The sequence below is a fragment of the Bacillus sp. BB51/4 genome, from assembly GCF_008368845.1.
Classification (GTDB): Bacteria; Bacillota; Bacilli; order Bacillales; family Bacillaceae_G; genus Bacillus_A; species Bacillus_A wiedmannii.
In genome coordinates, this window is record NZ_QOSC01000009.1 from 318947 (window position 1) to 334370 (window position 15424).

A 15424-nucleotide genomic window follows, 5' to 3' on the forward strand; every position below is an offset into this window, starting at 1 on the left:
GTGTTCGTAGCTTTATTAAGGGTGGTTTAAATGTCTACATTCAACATAATTAAAGAGCTTGCGAACAAGAAAGGTATATCTTTATCTGATTTAGCGAAGCAACTAAACATGGGAGAGAATTCACTGTATAAGTGGAAAACTCAAAAACCTGCTATTGATAAACTTCAACTAGTAGCAGATTATTTCAACGTAAGTGTTGACTACTTATTAGGTAGAACAAACAAAGAGTATTGGGAACTTACCGAGAAGGATGAAAAAGATATACAAAAGAAATTAGAAGAATTAATAGAAGATATGAGTAAATCAGATGCTCTTGCTTTCTCTAAAGACTCAGAACCTATGTCAGAGGAAACTAGACAATTGTTAATTGTCTCATTAGAAAATTCTCTTAGATTAGGAAAGCAAATGGCTAAAAAGAAATTTACACCTAAAAAATACAGAAACGAAGAGTGATTGGAGTGGATCGTGTTGGTCTCAAAACAACAAATCAATTTAAAAATAGACGAACTACTTAGACGATATAATACCAGAGATCCATATCTAATTGCCGAAGAAAAAGGAATTATTATCATCACAGAAGACTTAGGGGATATTTTTGGATACTATCACAAAATATCTCGTATCCCCTTTATTCATATTAACGAACGACTTTCATATCAAAATCAAGTATTCACCTGCTTTCACGAATTAGGACATGCTATCTTTCATCCAAATGAAAATACACCAAAATTATCTAAGGTATCGCTTTGTTCTGAAATCCGTATAGAAGCCGAAGCGAATTATTTTGCGACAAGGTTTCTTATAGATGGAAGTCATCATGATTACTACATACAAACCAAACAAGAATTATTACAGCATTATGGAATACCTAAACAAATGGAAAGATTCATTTGAAAACCACTATATAATTTCACACCGAAAAAAGAACATTCTTACAAAAAATAGAATGGAGTGATTACAATAGCTAGTTTTAGAAAACGTAACGACAAATGGGAATATCGGATTAGATACAAAGAGATGGGAAAATACAAAGAAACCTCTAAGGGTGGATTTAAAACAAAAAAAGAAGCTCAATTAGCTGCCGCTAAAGTTGAAGAAAAAATAGCTAACGGAGTGGATGTAAACAGTCATAATATAACATTTAATGACTATATGTACGAATGGTTAAATACTTATAAAAAAGGAACTATTTCTGAACGAACGTATACAAATTACGAAAAGAATATCCGATTGTTCATATTACCTAAATTTAGTAATATAAAATTAAAAGATTTGACTCGTGCTAAATATCAAAAATTCATAAATGACCTTCTAAAGACACGCAGTAAGAAAACTGTAGCACAGATTAACTCTACAATGCACAATGCATTAGAAATGGCAGTTTATGAACTAGAAATTCTCACTAAAAATCCTACAAATAAAATTAGTATCAAAGAACATCAAGTAATCGACAAACGAGCAGAAATTAAATGTTTTGACATAGATGAATTAAAAGCATTCTTGGACTATGTTTTGAATGAACAGGCTTCTTTTAAATATTATTCCCTATATATGTTTTTGTCGAGAACTGGTCTACGAATTGGAGAATGTCTGGCTTTACAATGGGATGATATAGAATTTGATAAAAAACATGTCTATATCAACAAAACATTAATCACCACACATAGAAATCAACCTATTAAATTCGGACCACCTAAGAATAAAGGTAGTATCAGGACACTTACTCTGGATGATTCTACTTTGGCACTTTTAAAGCAGGTGAAAATAGAACAAGCTAAGAATACTTTAAGGAATGGGAAATATTACGAGGATTATAGCTTTGTATTTGCCAATGAAGATAACTCTTGTATATTGCGAGCTACAGCGCTAATATTTTTAAAAGAAACATGCAAAAAGGGTAAATTTGAATTTATTAAATTGCATGGTTTCAGGCATACACATGCTGTTCATCTGCTACAAAGTGGAGCAAATCTAAAATATGTTTCTGAACGTCTGGGGCATTCCACTATCAACATGACAGCGGATGTTTATCTACATGTAACACAATCTATGGAAGTAACCGCAGTAAATCAATACGATGAATTTTTAAAATCACGTGGGCAAATTGTGGGCGAGCGGTTTTGATAAAATATACAAACCGCTTGAAATAGAGGGATATAACCCTATATAATGATAATACTGTATTATGATGAAACCCTGTTACTAACTGTTCATCCGACTCCATATGTACTTCTGGAAGTTCTAGCGCCTTTTGAATCAACGGTGCAAAATCATCATTTTCAATTTTTTGTACACCCTCTAAACCTGCAATATCATATGAAAAAAATCGATCAGAGTATGATCCTTTAATTGGCATAACACAGTTCGTTGTCGCTAATATAGCACCTGTAAATTTTTCAAAAAGACGTCGTTGATCATACCATGCCTTACCAATGTTTCCTTTTAAATGTTTATATTTTTTCAGCTGCGGATAACCGTGTGCTGGTAACATTTCAGAATGCGTATAAATATTAATTTCTTTTCCTTCTGTTTGCTTTAATAACTCTTCTAACGCAAATAAATTATGACCAGTAACTACAATTGCTTTACCTTCTACATGGTTTTGTGTAATTTGAACAGGCTCTGGAACACCAAAGTGATTCGTATGTGCCTCATCTAACAACTCCATTACTCGTAAAGCCGATCTCCCTACTTTCATAGCCATATCAATATGTTCTTGTTCATTAAAGTTAGAATTGGTTAATGTCATATACAGTGCTTCTTGCGTTGTAGCATCTACAAATGCATCAGTATACCCTAGCTGAGCAGCATGCGTACGATAAGCTGCAATTCCTTTTAGCCCAAACACAATCGTATCTTGTAAACTTGCAATTGTTTCATTTTTACCGCAAACACCCATCACTTTACATCCACCTGTTGGCGTTTGTTCACATTGATAACAAAACATTATCATCCCACCCTCTCCCAATCATTCCTTACAAATCAAGCATAATACCCATTAGGAAAAAAGGATGTGATATCAATCACAATAATATGTATAAATTTGTGACAATTTATATTGTTTACATAATATTTTTATTGGCACCCAAAAAAAAAACCATTACATAATCCTGTTGTTAAAGTTTTCAAATAGCTAGACTATTACTGAATTACATATTTAACTTTCTAGTTCATAGTACGAAATGAAAATTTCGTACTATAAATCTCTTAAGCAAACAGAAATAGACATACAAAAACGCTATTCTTTCTTTTTATCATTCAACAGAAAGAATAGCGTTTTTTCGTTTTGAAGAACTATCAATTTTTTGATTAAGGATTTTATGAAAAATCACTTTTTTTACAATATATTTACACTATCTTTACAATGTTTACATTTTTTATATGATATATTTATATAGAATCTACTTAAGAAATTTCATGTACATTGTTATCTTTATAATCTCTGATCTGATTGATAAGAGATTATGTTATATTTTCATACCAGGGGTGAATTAGGATGACTGAAACTTTAAAAACACTTATAATGCTCGATATTACTTACGTTGTTATAGCAATTATGACGGTACTGGTATTTGTATACTTGGAATTAAAATCTCAGTAACGTATGCAGGCATAATTGATAGCTTCGCATTTAAATATAGCTAGAAGAAAGCGAGGAGAAAATTGTTTCTCCTCGCTTTTATATTCCCATAATTTCTTATTTCAACAAATCCAATGTATGTAAAAGTAACCCTCTGTCCCCTACTTCTCCATGACCAGGCACTACTGCATTTATGTTCCCATATCGCTTCAGCACATTTTCAATCGATGTAGACCATTCATTTACATAGGCATCAGCGACATTCCCTAAATTTTTAGCTTCCGCAGATTTCACTAAACAACCTCCAGCTAAAATGTTATATTGCGGTAACCATACAACGATATTATCTTCTGTATGTCCTTTCCCTGGATAAAACGTTTCTACTTTCATATTTTCAAACTTTAATTTCGTAATTGTTTGTAAATCTCCAAGTGGCTCTTCATATCCATTTTTCTTTGCTAATTCCGCAGTTAATGCCGTACTATGCGCTTTAATGCCTCTTTCTTTCAACGTTTTTATTCCGCCAATTCGATCAGCATGCGCATGTGTAATAATGACATCCGTTACGCGCTGCTTAAATTTCTTTTCTACCATCTCTATTAATTCCTTCGTTAACTTATCATCCCAAGAAGAATCGATAAGTACTAAGCCTTTTGAAGTAGTAAGAACTAGACCGTTCGAAGGAACTGCTTCTCCGTTAAAATAACCTAACTCCGTATGAACCCATACATTTTTGTTTAACTGAGAAATTGAAATAGTTCCTGTCTCATTTTTTATTACTTTTTGCTCTAGCTTTTGTTCCGCTTTCACAGAAGAAACTGTACTAACAAATTGAGTTGTTCCTAGCAAACTAACACATACCCCTAATTTTAATAATGTATTCTTTTTCATTTTCTCCACCCTTTCTTTCAAACGAAATAGTTATTACCTATATTAGACAATTCATCTCAAATGTTTGTTCCATCTTTTTTACATATTTTTCATACCATTAATAAAAAGCGCACAAAATTTTGTGCGCTTTAAAACTTAACCTTTTATTCCATAATTCTCAAACTCTTCCTCATTCCCATAAAATACATTCAAATCAATATACTTCTCTTTTCCATTATAACCATTTAATCTCCCGCGATTCGTGTATTGCCAAAACGTCCATTTTCTCTCATCAGATAAACTCGGTTTTGTAAAGACACTACGAATCCATATATCACATTGGGGATACGCATCCTTTATATACAGATCATATGCCTCTTGAGTTGCATACAATATTACTTTCTTACCGTAATGTTTTTCTAGCATTTCAATCATGACCGACAACTCTTTCGCAACATCTTCACGCTTAGGCGGATTATCTTTTTTATTAGCGTAAAACTCAACATCAATTACGGGTGGCAATGCTTGTTTATATTTTGGAACAGTTCGTATATATTGCTCTGCTTGTGTTTCACCCTTACTATCAAAACTAAAAAAATGATACGCTCCGACGCGCATACCTGTCTTATTCGCATTCGTCCAATTTTTCGAAAAGTACTTATCCACAAACGCGCTTCCTTCAGTAGCCTTTATAAACGCAAACTTCATATTTTGCTTTTCCAACTCTCTCCAATCTATATCCCCTTGATATGATGCAACATCTACACCTTTTATTTCATACTTATCCGAACTTATTTGATTCGGAATAAATATGCCTTGAAATACTAAGTAGGCGAAAACACTCATTACACTAATTAAGGTAAAGACTCCTCCTATAATAAGCTTCTTTTTCATTCGTATCCCCCATCTTTACACATTAATATTCCACTTACCATTCACGTTTTTTATTAATCATCATTTTTTCTTCAAATGCCTTATCTAAATCAATTTCTAACTTATTTGCTAAATCACATACATTCCAAATTACATCAAACATTTCTAAGCCAATCTCTCTTTTCGAATCTTGTATTTTATCACGCTTTAATATCACTTCCGCTAATTCACCCAATTCCGCCATCGTATACATCGTACGCTCTTCAATGGTTGTATCTTTAAATCCTTTTTCTTTACTGAAATTTGATACATATCTCTGGAATTCCACAATATTCATACTTAATCTCCCTTCATGATAAATACTCCGTTTTTCTATTACACTTAAAATCTATTTTGTTAAATTATAACATTCATACTATAATTTATTTATAGCCCTTTAACGGAGGTGTTTTCAATGACTATCTTCGCTTCCCCATCATTATTCATACTAGCAATCATTTCATTTGCACTAGCCTATTTCATCGGAGTTAAACAATACACTTGGCTCTTATCAGGATTCAATGAACGCCGTGTGCCAGATAAAGGTAAGTTATCAAAAATAGTTGGTCTTTATAATTTAACTGCTGGTATTATCGCCACAATTGGTAGTGTCTTCACTACTCCTAATGTCAAAATCTTATTTCCTATCATTATAATTGGCCACGTTATAATCGCTGCTTATGTAAATACACGTATGGTACAATGAAAAAAGACCATCCAATCGGATGATCTTTTTTATAATTTATCGACATATTGCTTCGCTTCTAGTAAAGAAAACCCAAAAGCCTCTCTTACTCTCTTAACTGCTGTAACTGTTTTACCTTCTTCCATAAGCTGACGCAACTCTTTATTAATTTCAGGTTCTCTATCTACAATTCCCATTTCTTTCGAAATTAGCTGTAATCTATCTTCCATCCTCTTTAAACGGGCATCCGTTTTCTTTTCGATTCTATTTAATTTTTCAGCAATATAAATAAATCCAAAGACCGCTATCGGTATGATCATCCAAAATTCCATGACTATTCCTCCTCATTAGCTTTCATTTGTTTTATTTCACTAACTTATGTAAATTTTACCACAAGACACATTTAATGTATAATAGTAATATACAACACTGTTGATAAAACCTTTTATTTTAGGGGGGCACTTCATGAAAAGATTTTTAAATACGCTACTACAATTTGTAGTTCTTTCAATGGCACTACATTTATTATTTGATATCGTTGGCTGGCTTGTTTTCAATGCGCCAATTCAAAACAAAGAAATCATTATCTCTTTACTAACAACCTCATGGCTTATGTACATGTACCGAGATAAATTTTTTAAAGCATTCACTTCGAATTAACTAAAAGAACTTCATCGATAAAAGATGAAGTTTTTTCTTTTTCTCTCATCCTCTCTATTAACTACTGTATAATAGAACTAATATTCTGTCTTTTATAAGAAAGGAGTCACTATGAACTTAAAAAGCAACACTATATACGAGAAAATGAACCAATATTCCGTTGCAGGTTTAAGCCTTGCCGTTATACGTGATGGTAAACTAGATGAAGCAACTGCCTGCGGAACACTTGAATCTGGAACTAATAGAACTGTTACTACAGATTCCATATTCAATTCTTGTTCTATTAGCAAATTCATCACCACAATTCTTGTACTAACATTATCAGATCAAGAAATCGTACATTTAGATGAAGACGTAAATGATAGACTCACATCTTGGAACATCCCTACCAATCTATTTACTTCACAAAAAAAGGTCACATTGCGAAACTTGTTATGTCACCAATCTGGAATCATTGATCCTCCTAATAGCTTTGAACATTATCTACTTGCACAAGGGCAACCAAACATGTCTGAACTCCTTGCCGGTAAAACATCATATTGTCCCGTACCGATAGAAATAGCTTATAAACCAGAAAGCGAATTTCACTACTCTGATGCAAACTTTTGTATTATCGAACTACTACTTGAAGATATAACTGGAAAACCATTCACCCTTTTACTTGAAGAATATATCTTTCAGCCACTCCAGCTAAAGAATAGTACGGTATTCTCTCCTGAAGATATAAATAAAATGGAGCCCTTTGCTTGCGGGCATAATAAAGATGGCACCATTACAAATGAGAAGTATCCATTTTATCCATTCGCAGCTGCTTCAGGCATTTGGACAACACCCACTGACTTATCAACTTTAGTAATTGAAATCATTCATTCCTTACAAGGAAAGGGCAAACTAAAACTTTCTCAAATAACAGTACAAGATATGATTTCTCCTCAAGGTTGCTCAAAATGGACTGGACTAGGTGTTTTTCTAGATGATTCTAACGAAGACTTACAAATGTATTCACTTGGCTGGGGCGTGGGATTTCAATGTATGATGGTATGCTATCCATACCGAGGTAATGGTGCCGTTATAATGACGAACGCCGACTTAGGTGTTCATCAAATGGAAGGGATTATTGGTGACGTTTTTAAAACGTTATCCTTATAATGAAAAGAAAGAAGCTGTTCCTTCCAGCTTCTTTCTTTATATTACATTTTTCGCAACAATTTTTATATGTTCTGGTGCGATAATCTCCGTTATACTTTCTTGGAAATCTTCCCGCAACAATTCTTCAATATGTTCTAGCTGCACTTCAACATGTGTGCATTCTAAATTATGTATATTTAATAGTGCATAATGATCTTTTTTCTTAATTACTAAATATTGATTTTCCTCTGTTACAAGTACCGATCCTAATCGGACTCCTAGTAGGCGTTGATCATCAAACTTCACAATCATTTCCCCCTTCCTTAATCCAAAACACGATTACTGTGTAATAAAATAACATTTTATGTAATCTATTCTTTATAAACTATATCACAATTTATTAAAATATAAATATCATATTTCCTTTTACTAAAAATCCCTATTCTTTTATATATTTCGATACAAAAAACTTTCTCAACATAAAATTAGAATTTTCAGTTTTTATTCTCATGAAAATCTATTATAATAAAGTTAATAAATGTTTGACCTCTCCTAATTCATGTACATATGGATGATCAGTAGTTGCTGCTACTGATCTATTTTTTTGCTCCATATCTCTAAGAGTAGTTCATTATTTTATTCGCCAAGCCATTCACTCACCAGTTCAATCTAATAGAGGTTTAGTAATGCTAATACTAAACCTTTTCCTCATAAAATATAATTCTATTTGAAAACGGATCAATCACAGTTAATTCCATTGTATCCCACGGTGTTCTCTCTATATCAGGTTTTGAATAAGCATAATCTTTACTTGATAAAATAGCATAATAACTTTTTAAATCCTCTATTTTCACCCGAATCGCACCGCCTGGCGAAGCATCACCATGATGTTCTGATAAATGTATTACAGCATCATGTAACGAAATTTGCATATATAATGGCATATGCTCCTCATACCGATGTTCCCAATCCAGTTTAAATCCTAAAAAATCTATGTAAAATAGCTTTGCTTTTTCAATATCAAAAATTCTAAATATAGGTGTAATCATTTATAATCTCCTCCTATTTATAAACATCTGCCGCCAGTTCCCTCAAAACATCCACATTTACTACTTCAAAGCAACCATTATTTTTCTTTATAATCTCTTTATCACAAAAAATATTTAATGTACGTAATAGGTGCCGATAACTAGTTCCTAACAATTCAGCTGTTTCCGTTAAATTCCCACTAAATACAATTCGATTTCCGTGCTGCACCGCTCGTTCCCCTGCTGCTAACATATAACTCGCAAGTCTATTTTCAAGTGGATATAATAAATTAATTGTACTATTTTTTGAAAGTCGGTTTAATTTATGTGCTAACGATCCACAAATACACCGTAAAAATTTCGCATCATGAAATAGTTGATTTCTCACTTTCCCTAAAGGCAAACCAACACAATATGAATCTGCCATTACTTGTACGTTTGAAGCAGTCTTTTGAGAATGAATTAACTCCACATCTCCTAACAGCTGCAAACTATCATAAAAGCATAGTAATACAGATTTCCCGTTACTTAATGTATTAAACGCTTTCGCTTTTCCCTCAACGAAGAAAAATAAATAATCTATCTCTTCATTTTCTCTACAAATAAACTCATTCTTTTTAAAAAATATTAATTCCATATACGGCTTCATATCATTAGTAAAAAATGCGTCAATATTATTTTGTTTCATATACTCTGCTAATTTAATAGAATTACATACTTTCTTCATAGTCCCCCACCTTTACAACTACTCCCCATTGTAATCAAAATTTTCTTCTTCCACTATGACATATGTCATAGTAATAGACAATTTCAGCATGATACAGTCATTACAAATATGAAATATAAAGGGGATATTACATTGTATAACTTTCTTTCTGTCTTTATTGGTGTGCTTATTGCCATTATGCTCCCATTGAATGGGATTTTATCTGAGTTAATTGGCAAGTATACCGCAAGCGTTGTCATTCACCTTGTCGGTTTAATTGCAGTTATTTTCGTTTTAATCATAAACAAAAATAAAATCCATTTTAATAAAGGGATTCCACTTTTCTTATATAGCGCTGGCGCGATTGGTGTATTCACTGTTCTTTTTAATAATATAAGTTTCTCCGTCCTTGGTGCCTCCATTACAATCGCATTAAGTTTATTCGGTCAATCCATTGCTTCCATCGTTATTGATCATTTTGGCTTATTAGGAATGAAAGTTTCAAAGTTTGAAAAGAAAAAACTAATTGGATTATGTTTCATCTCTTCTGGAATTATAATCATGACAATTTATTAATGGGGGCAAAAAAATGTTATATATTACTATCGCTATTTTAGCTGGTGTTTCTATCGTTGTTGCTAGAATTATTAATGCGAATTTAGCAGCGAAGATTGGAAATTGGGAAGGCACGTTTTTTAATTATATTACTGGATTATTTTTCTCTATGTTATTTTTACTTTTCAGTTCAGATTCATTGTATATTCCAATGCATACATTACAATCTATTCCTATCGCTGTTTACTTAGGCGGATTAGTAGGCGTTATCGTCATCTCATTATCGAACTATATCACTCCTAAAATATCAGCATTTTATTTAACGTTACTCATCTTTATTGGACAGTTATTTGCGGGGACTATCATTGATTTCATTTTGTCACACGAACTCTCAATGGGCAAAGTTGTCGGTGGCATTTTCGTATTAATTGGGCTCACTTACAATTTACTCGTAGATCGTCCGATAAAAACTGTGAAGCATAACCAAGTTCAACTATAATACTTTACGCTTACCTATCATATATTAATAGAAACGCTCTTCATACGAAGTAATAGAGAGGAGAATATTCTATTAAAAAAATCATTTTACTGCTTTGTAGCACATTGATTATTTTTGGTATCGTATGGTTTTTCAACTCAGAAAAATCTATTCAAGACTTCTATACAGCAAATAAGCCAAAGAAGAAAGCTACTATCATTTCAACTCAAAGAGACCCAAATGAGCCCCCTGTCTTTTTAGGAAAACAGGAAATAAAAGATATTCATGTCGAGTCAATTAAAACAAAAAAGGATATCTTTCTCACAAAAACAGATGAATTAAAAACGTTTATTAACAGTATGGATACCGCCAAAAAAGGCAAATTAACATTAGATGAAGAAGGATCAGATTTAATAGATTGTGATATGTGGATTACTTTCGAGGATGGAACTTATAAAAAATATTTCATATGGGTAGTTGATCATCACAGTAGTGAAGTGATGATTGCTCAGCAAGATACTCCCGATGATGTAAACCTTACGTACTATCAATTAAATGAAGATAGTTCAAAAAAAGTTTATAACTTATTCAAAAAAATTATTTAAACGAAAAAGTCATGAGCTCATTCGCCCGTGACTTTTTGCACTATATATATTCCGGGAACACTTTACATCCCTTTTCCTGCTCTATATCATGCCCAAAGAAAACAATCGGCTTCTCTTTTATCACAACTTCTTTTAAACGTTTAATTGAAGATAAAGCTAATTCTGGATCAAATCCAGCAAACGGCACTTCCTCTTCAAAATTCTCTTTCGTATAAGATGCATCAATCGTTAATAATACAGAACCGGATTTTTCCGTCTCAATTAATAGCGATTGATGCCCTGGAGTATGGCCTGGTGTATGCAATAATTGAACTCCTGATACGACTTCATAATCACCTTCAATGATTTTGTAGTTTAAATTCGGCAATATACATTCTTTCAAATATTCTTCGCTATGCTGCGCCGCCTCATATTCAGCACGCTGTACAATGATTGGTGTATTTATAAAAGCGCCATTTCCTCCTGCATGATCAAAATGCAAGTGAGAACTAATAATATAAAGAAGGTCTTCCGGCTCATAACCAACCCGTTTTAAAATATTCACGATTCTATCTTCTTCAGTCATTTTCGGTAAAATCTGCCCTTCAACAAATGTACCGTTAAAAAGACCTTCATTATTAACTGCACTTTCTGGCATACCTGTATCTACTAAAATAGGTCCTTCTTCAGTCTCCAAAAGATAACACCAAACCGGTAAGTCTAATAATTCTCCTGGTGTTAATGTACTATTAACAGACGAATGATCCAACATACAACGACCTGCTGGGACGAAATAAAGCTTCTTTACTGTCATTATGTATCCACCTTTAAATTTAGTTTTGAATAAAACAATACAGTAAAGAATTCCTCTTGCTAGAAATAAACTCCTTCTCACTTTTCATTGTTTCAGCTATTATTTTTGAGTCATTCACAAATTCTTCTTACACTATTAATTATTATTCGTTATTTTTCTAAGAATCCAGGGTAATAAATCAACTGTTTGTATTTTGAAATACGAAAAGGATACACACTTAAACGAAGGTTACATAAAAAAAAAAACCGACTACCTATATGTTGAAAAAAGGAGTCGGTTCTTTTTTATTTATTATTGCTCTTTATGTGCGACGAGCTGAGATTATAAAAGGTAATATGCTATTGGTTTTTCACTGTAATATTTCCGTTATGTGTGTTTAATTTAATTATATTTTCTCCCTTTCCAATAACCGTATTCCCGTTATATTTATTCAGGATATTCGCGCTGCCGTTGTCGACAGAAACATTAAATTGAACATTAGTTGGTTCTTTTTCGGTTTCAATATTAATTTTCCCATTATGAGTCATAAAATTGAGATTTCGATCCAGTTCATTCGTTTTAAGAGTAAGACTTCCATTTTTAGTTTGCCCCTCTATTTCACCTTCAACATGGTCTAGCATTATTCGTCCGTTGTTCGATTTCACATGAATATTTTGTGCCAATACATCTTTGAAATCCATAATTCCATTGTTTGCTTCTGCGATAATTTTTGGCGAATTGATTTCTCTTAATTCAACATGTCCATTGCTTGTATTGATATTAAAATGTGTTGCGTTTAGTTTTTTAGCAGAAACGTAGCCATTATTATTGGAAACTTTTAATGAATCATATTGTTTTTCAGGTAGATACACATTTAATGTTAATGGAGCCAATACTTCAGAAATATTAAAGTTGAACCAGCTCTGTTGTTTTTCTTTATAAGAAATGAGAAGCGTTGAATCTTCCTCATCCGTAGCTAATGTTCTTTTTACGTTTGGATTAACCTCGCCATCTAATTTTACTTTCACGTTACTATCTTTTGTAGGATTGATATTAACACGAACGTTATTTGTATCAATAATGACGCTTGACACATTATTATTATTAACGACCTTTTCTTCTGAAATTGGTACTGCAGCAATTGAACGATAAGTGAATAAACTTCCGATAATACCAATAATGAAAATAATACCTGCAATGATTGAAAGACTCTTTTTATTTATCATGCTTCAAACCACCTTTTACTAATGCTATATTGAACTTTAAATAACGAACAAATCCATTCTTTGCTAGCTTCGTTAAAAATAACATAGCAATAACAATGAAATATCCAAGTCCACAAAGTGCTAAAGAAACAAAAAGATTAAATAGCAAGAATGTATTTGGATGTATAATCGTATCAACTAAAACAAGTAATGGTGCGCCTAAAAATGAGATACCTAGAACCCATCCTGAAAAAATTAATGCCGCTAATGTAATTGCAGGTCCAAGCACGATTAACAAATTAAAAAAACCTAATCCAATTACTGCCCAAATTGCCCGAAAAACATTTCCTGTTGTTGCACTTGCTGTTACTTTCTCAATATGATAATCTGCTAATAACTCTTTGGCGATTTGAGCTGGAGAGCCTAATGAAGTTGCAATTTCTTCTTCACTTTTCCCTTCCTCTAATCCGAAAGTAAAATGTTCTTCATAATCTTTTAAAATTTCTGCACGCTCTTTATCAGATAACCTTTTTAGAGATACATTTAATTGTTGTAAAAATTTATCTTTCGTCATTACCTACACCTTCTTTAATTAATTGATTGACACCTTGTGAAAACTCATTCCATTCCTCCAAAAGTTGATACAAATACGTTCTACCTTTATCCGTCAGTGTATAATACTTTCTTGAAGGGCCTTCTGAAGACTCCTGTAAATACGTTGTAAAATATTCTTCCTTAGTTAGCCTTCGAAGAAGAGGATAAACAGACCCTTCTGATATTTCAATTCGATTGGAAATATTTCGAACTAATTCATATCCATAACGGTCTTGCTTATCCAGTAAGACAAGAACACAAAGTTCTAAAACTCCTTTTTTAAATTGTACATTCAATATTCATTCACCCTATTCTAATTGATATCCACTACTGTTTATTATTTAGTACTATTTTATAACTAATAACTACAAGTATAATATAACACTTGGTATTGTTCATTGCAAGGTACACTGGAAAAATAAGTATACCTCTCATCCGACGCTTATAAAATCAGAGTGATGGATGTTGCTCGCCAGTTACAAAGTTCTAAATGAAGTTGAAACAGCTCTTTTACAAAATGGAAAGAACTCAACTTTTTTACATAATGACGCTTTACCTACTATAATAAAAGAGAAAAACTCTTACTTTAATGGAGGGAATACAAATGAAAGCAATTGGTTTACATGAATACTTACCTATTGAAGAAGAAAACAGTTTAATTGATATTGAAGTTGAAAGACCTGTTGCTACAGGAAGAGATATACTTGTTAAAATTAACGCTATTTCCGTTAATCCAGTTGATACAAAAGTTCGCTCTCCGAAAGATAAAAAAGAAGATGTAGCGAAAATACTTGGCTGGGATGCTAGTGGTGTCGTCGTACAAACGGGCGAAGGTTGTACGTTATTTAAAGAAGGCGACGAAGTATTTTACGCTGGAAGTATTACGAGACAAGGTACATATAGTGAATACCACCTAGTTGATGAACGAATCGTTGGCAAGAAACCTAAAACGTTAAGTGATGCTGAATCTGCAGCACTTCCTTTAACAGCTATTACGGCTTGGGAAGGTTTATTTGAACGTTTAAGCATTGATTATAATAAGAAAGATGAGAATACATTCAAAAACATTTTAATTATCGGCGGGGCTGGTGGTGTAGGTTCAATTGCAATTCAACTTGCGAAATGGGCTGGACTGAATGTAATCACAACTGCATCTCGTAATGAAACGATACACTGGGTTGAAAAATTCGGTGCCGATTATATCGTTAACCATCACCAACCTTTACAAGATCAAATATTAGAATTCGGGATAAAAGATGTAGATTATATTTTCTGCTTAAACAATACAGATCAACATTGGCAAGCAATATGCGACCTCATTAAACCACAAGGAAAAATTTGCTCTATCGTAGAAAATGAACACCCTCTTGAGATGGGTATTTTAAAAAGTAAAAGTGCTACATTCGTTTGGGAATTTATGTTTACAAAAGCGATGTATGAAACTGGTGATATGATTACGCAGCACGAACTATTAAATAAAGTAAGCGAACTATTAGATGAAGGCATTTTAAAGACTACTCTAAATGAAACATTAACACCAATTAACGCTGAAAACGTAAAGAAAGCACACGCACTACTGGAAAGTGGGCGTACAATTGGGAAAATCGTTTTAGAGAAATTTTAATAACAAAAAGTCCGATTTCTTA

At 32.7% G+C, this 15424-nt stretch carries 21 protein-coding genes and 1 pseudogene; 10 read left to right on the plus strand and 12 right to left on the minus strand.

The features are described 5' to 3' along the window. Window positions 1-30: 30 nt before the first annotated feature. The 3 genes from DN392_RS12890 (at window position 31) to DN392_RS12900 (ending at window position 2124) form a co-directional block, all read left to right on the plus strand. A complete protein-coding gene (locus DN392_RS12890) occupies window positions 31-453 on the plus strand; it encodes a helix-turn-helix domain-containing protein (RefSeq protein WP_149238057.1) in 423 nt (140 codons plus the stop codon). A 15-nt stretch (window positions 454-468) separates the two neighbouring features. After that, window positions 469-894 carry an ImmA/IrrE family metallo-endopeptidase gene (locus DN392_RS12895; protein ID WP_149238058.1) on the plus strand — a complete coding sequence of 142 codons (426 nt, stop codon included), beginning with the start codon at window positions 469-471 and terminating at the stop codon, window positions 892-894. Window positions 895-960: 66 nt separating this feature from the next. Next, window positions 961-2124 (plus strand): site-specific integrase, encoded by a 1164-nt coding sequence (locus DN392_RS12900; RefSeq protein WP_149238064.1) that lies wholly within the window; start codon window positions 961-963, stop codon window positions 2122-2124. Between the two features lie 43 nt (window positions 2125-2167). Here DN392_RS12900 and DN392_RS12905 read toward each other — a convergent pair. The 4 genes and pseudogenes from DN392_RS12905 to DN392_RS12920 all read right to left on the minus strand — a co-directional run. Next, window positions 2168-2947: pseudogene (locus DN392_RS12905) on the minus strand (anaerobic carbon-monoxide dehydrogenase catalytic subunit); the annotation flags it as partial. A gap of 750 nt (window positions 2948-3697) precedes the next feature. After that, complete coding sequence (bla2, locus tag DN392_RS12910) at window positions 3698-4471, minus strand: BcII family subclass B1 metallo-beta-lactamase (protein WP_000742464.1); 774 nt, start codon at window positions 4469-4471, stop codon at window positions 3698-3700. Between the two features lie 135 nt (window positions 4472-4606). Continuing rightward, on the minus strand, window positions 4607-5344 hold the full coding sequence (locus DN392_RS12915; RefSeq protein WP_000727828.1) for a glycoside hydrolase family 25 protein: 738 nt from the start codon (window positions 5342-5344) through the stop codon (window positions 4607-4609). A 34-nt stretch (window positions 5345-5378) separates the two neighbouring features. Then, a complete protein-coding gene (locus DN392_RS12920) occupies window positions 5379-5660 on the minus strand; it encodes a MazG nucleotide pyrophosphohydrolase domain-containing protein (RefSeq protein ID WP_001028127.1) in 282 nt (93 codons plus the stop codon). 117 nt (window positions 5661-5777) lie between these two features. On the opposite strand from DN392_RS12920, the gene DN392_RS12925 reads away from it, so the two are divergent. Continuing rightward, window positions 5778-6068 (plus strand): DUF3784 domain-containing protein, encoded by a 291-nt coding sequence (locus DN392_RS12925; protein WP_000151619.1) that lies wholly within the window; start codon window positions 5778-5780, stop codon window positions 6066-6068. A gap of 29 nt (window positions 6069-6097) precedes the next feature. Here DN392_RS12925 and DN392_RS12930 read toward each other — a convergent pair whose 3' ends face one another. Next, on the minus strand, window positions 6098-6379 hold the full coding sequence (locus DN392_RS12930; RefSeq protein WP_000397706.1) for a hypothetical protein: 282 nt from the start codon (window positions 6377-6379) through the stop codon (window positions 6098-6100). Between the two features lie 133 nt (window positions 6380-6512). Between DN392_RS12930 and DN392_RS12935 the strand changes: the two genes are divergently transcribed. Continuing rightward, on the plus strand, window positions 6513-6707 hold the full coding sequence (locus tag DN392_RS12935) for a hypothetical protein (RefSeq protein WP_000819667.1): 195 nt from the start codon (window positions 6513-6515) through the stop codon (window positions 6705-6707). Between the two features lie 111 nt (window positions 6708-6818). After that, window positions 6819-7856 (plus strand): serine hydrolase domain-containing protein, encoded by a 1038-nt coding sequence (locus tag DN392_RS12940; RefSeq protein WP_001050180.1) that lies wholly within the window; start codon window positions 6819-6821, stop codon window positions 7854-7856. A gap of 36 nt (window positions 7857-7892) precedes the next feature. On the opposite strand, the gene DN392_RS12945 is transcribed toward DN392_RS12940, so the two are convergent. From DN392_RS12945 to DN392_RS12960, 3 genes are all read right to left on the minus strand, one after another. Next, window positions 7893-8141: a hypothetical protein gene (locus DN392_RS12945; RefSeq protein ID WP_000666944.1), complete on the minus strand. Its 249-nt coding sequence runs from the start codon at window positions 8139-8141 to the stop codon at window positions 7893-7895. A gap of 389 nt (window positions 8142-8530) precedes the next feature. Then, window positions 8531-8884, minus strand: coding sequence for a glyoxalase superfamily protein (locus DN392_RS12955; RefSeq protein WP_000632387.1), 354 nt, complete (start codon window positions 8882-8884; stop codon window positions 8531-8533). Window positions 8885-8897: 13 nt separating this feature from the next. Then, window positions 8898-9590: a cyclic nucleotide-binding domain-containing protein gene (locus DN392_RS12960; RefSeq protein WP_000754838.1), complete on the minus strand. Its 693-nt coding sequence runs from the start codon at window positions 9588-9590 to the stop codon at window positions 8898-8900. Window positions 9591-9698: 108 nt separating this feature from the next. Between DN392_RS12960 and DN392_RS12965 the strand changes: the two genes are divergently transcribed. The 3 genes from DN392_RS12965 to DN392_RS12975 all read left to right on the plus strand — a co-directional run bounded on the left by DN392_RS12965 (window position 9699) and on the right by DN392_RS12975 (window position 11207). After that, window positions 9699-10145, plus strand: coding sequence for a DMT family transporter (locus tag DN392_RS12965; RefSeq protein ID WP_002107980.1), 447 nt, complete (start codon window positions 9699-9701; stop codon window positions 10143-10145). Between the two features lie 13 nt (window positions 10146-10158). Next, complete coding sequence (locus DN392_RS12970) at window positions 10159-10623, plus strand: DMT family transporter (protein WP_000965808.1); 465 nt, start codon at window positions 10159-10161, stop codon at window positions 10621-10623. Window positions 10624-10712: 89 nt separating this feature from the next. Beyond that, window positions 10713-11207 (plus strand): hypothetical protein, encoded by a 495-nt coding sequence (locus tag DN392_RS12975; RefSeq protein ID WP_074650912.1) that lies wholly within the window; start codon window positions 10713-10715, stop codon window positions 11205-11207. A gap of 40 nt (window positions 11208-11247) precedes the next feature. On the opposite strand, the gene aiiA is transcribed toward DN392_RS12975, so the two are convergent. The 4 genes from aiiA to DN392_RS12995 all read right to left on the minus strand — a co-directional run bounded on the left by aiiA (window position 11248) and on the right by DN392_RS12995 (window position 14074). Continuing rightward, window positions 11248-12000 (minus strand): quorum-quenching N-acyl homoserine lactonase AiiA, encoded by a 753-nt coding sequence (gene aiiA / locus DN392_RS12980; protein ID WP_000216610.1) that lies wholly within the window; start codon window positions 11998-12000, stop codon window positions 11248-11250. Window positions 12001-12338: 338 nt separating this feature from the next. Further along, window positions 12339-13205 (minus strand): DUF4097 family beta strand repeat-containing protein, encoded by an 867-nt coding sequence (locus DN392_RS12985; protein WP_000608748.1) that lies wholly within the window; start codon window positions 13203-13205, stop codon window positions 12339-12341. Further along, on the minus strand, window positions 13195-13758 hold the full coding sequence (locus tag DN392_RS12990; RefSeq protein WP_000159076.1) for an HAAS signaling domain-containing protein: 564 nt from the start codon (window positions 13756-13758) through the stop codon (window positions 13195-13197). Before DN392_RS12990 ends, DN392_RS12985 begins: the two co-directional genes overlap by 11 nt. Continuing rightward, window positions 13745-14074 (minus strand): PadR family transcriptional regulator, encoded by a 330-nt coding sequence (locus tag DN392_RS12995; RefSeq protein WP_001102638.1) that lies wholly within the window; start codon window positions 14072-14074, stop codon window positions 13745-13747. Before DN392_RS12995 ends, DN392_RS12990 begins: the two co-directional genes overlap by 14 nt. Before the next feature lie 308 nt (window positions 14075-14382). On the opposite strand from DN392_RS12995, the gene DN392_RS13000 reads away from it, so the two are divergent. Beyond that, window positions 14383-15402, plus strand: a complete 1020-nt coding sequence (locus tag DN392_RS13000; protein ID WP_000643746.1) for a zinc-binding alcohol dehydrogenase family protein — start codon at window positions 14383-14385, stop codon at window positions 15400-15402. Window positions 15403-15424 lie beyond the last annotated feature (22 nt).

What these genes read in the sequence shown, in the direction of transcription:
- DN392_RS12890 (WP_149238057.1), top strand. Translation starts at nt 31, where the DNA reads ATGTCTACATTCAACATAATTAAAGAGCTTGCGAACAAGAAAGGTATA.
- bla2 (WP_000742464.1), bottom strand. Translation starts at nt 4,471, where the DNA reads ATGAAAAAGAATACATTATTAAAATTAGGGGTATGTGTTAGTTTGCTA.
- DN392_RS12915 (WP_000727828.1), bottom strand. Translation starts at nt 5,344, where the DNA reads ATGAAAAAGAAGCTTATTATAGGAGGAGTCTTTACCTTAATTAGTGTA.
- DN392_RS12920 (WP_001028127.1), bottom strand. Translation starts at nt 5,660, where the DNA reads ATGAATATTGTGGAATTCCAGAGATATGTATCAAATTTCAGTAAAGAA.
- DN392_RS12925 (WP_000151619.1), top strand. Translation starts at nt 5,778, where the DNA reads ATGACTATCTTCGCTTCCCCATCATTATTCATACTAGCAATCATTTCA.
- DN392_RS12930 (WP_000397706.1), bottom strand. Translation starts at nt 6,379, where the DNA reads ATGGAATTTTGGATGATCATACCGATAGCGGTCTTTGGATTTATTTAT.
- DN392_RS12935 (WP_000819667.1), top strand. Translation starts at nt 6,513, where the DNA reads ATGAAAAGATTTTTAAATACGCTACTACAATTTGTAGTTCTTTCAATG.
- DN392_RS12940 (WP_001050180.1), top strand. Translation starts at nt 6,819, where the DNA reads ATGAACTTAAAAAGCAACACTATATACGAGAAAATGAACCAATATTCC.
- DN392_RS12955 (WP_000632387.1), bottom strand. Translation starts at nt 8,884, where the DNA reads ATGATTACACCTATATTTAGAATTTTTGATATTGAAAAAGCAAAGCTA.
- DN392_RS12960 (WP_000754838.1), bottom strand. Translation starts at nt 9,590, where the DNA reads ATGAAGAAAGTATGTAATTCTATTAAATTAGCAGAGTATATGAAACAA.
- DN392_RS12965 (WP_002107980.1), top strand. Translation starts at nt 9,699, where the DNA reads ATGAAATATAAAGGGGATATTACATTGTATAACTTTCTTTCTGTCTTT.
- DN392_RS12970 (WP_000965808.1), top strand. Translation starts at nt 10,159, where the DNA reads ATGTTATATATTACTATCGCTATTTTAGCTGGTGTTTCTATCGTTGTT.
- aiiA (WP_000216610.1), bottom strand. Translation starts at nt 12,000, where the DNA reads ATGACAGTAAAGAAGCTTTATTTCGTCCCAGCAGGTCGTTGTATGTTG.
- DN392_RS12985 (WP_000608748.1), bottom strand. Translation starts at nt 13,205, where the DNA reads ATGATAAATAAAAAGAGTCTTTCAATCATTGCAGGTATTATTTTCATT.
- DN392_RS12990 (WP_000159076.1), bottom strand. Translation starts at nt 13,758, where the DNA reads ATGACGAAAGATAAATTTTTACAACAATTAAATGTATCTCTAAAAAGG.
- DN392_RS13000 (WP_000643746.1), top strand. Translation starts at nt 14,383, where the DNA reads ATGAAAGCAATTGGTTTACATGAATACTTACCTATTGAAGAAGAAAAC.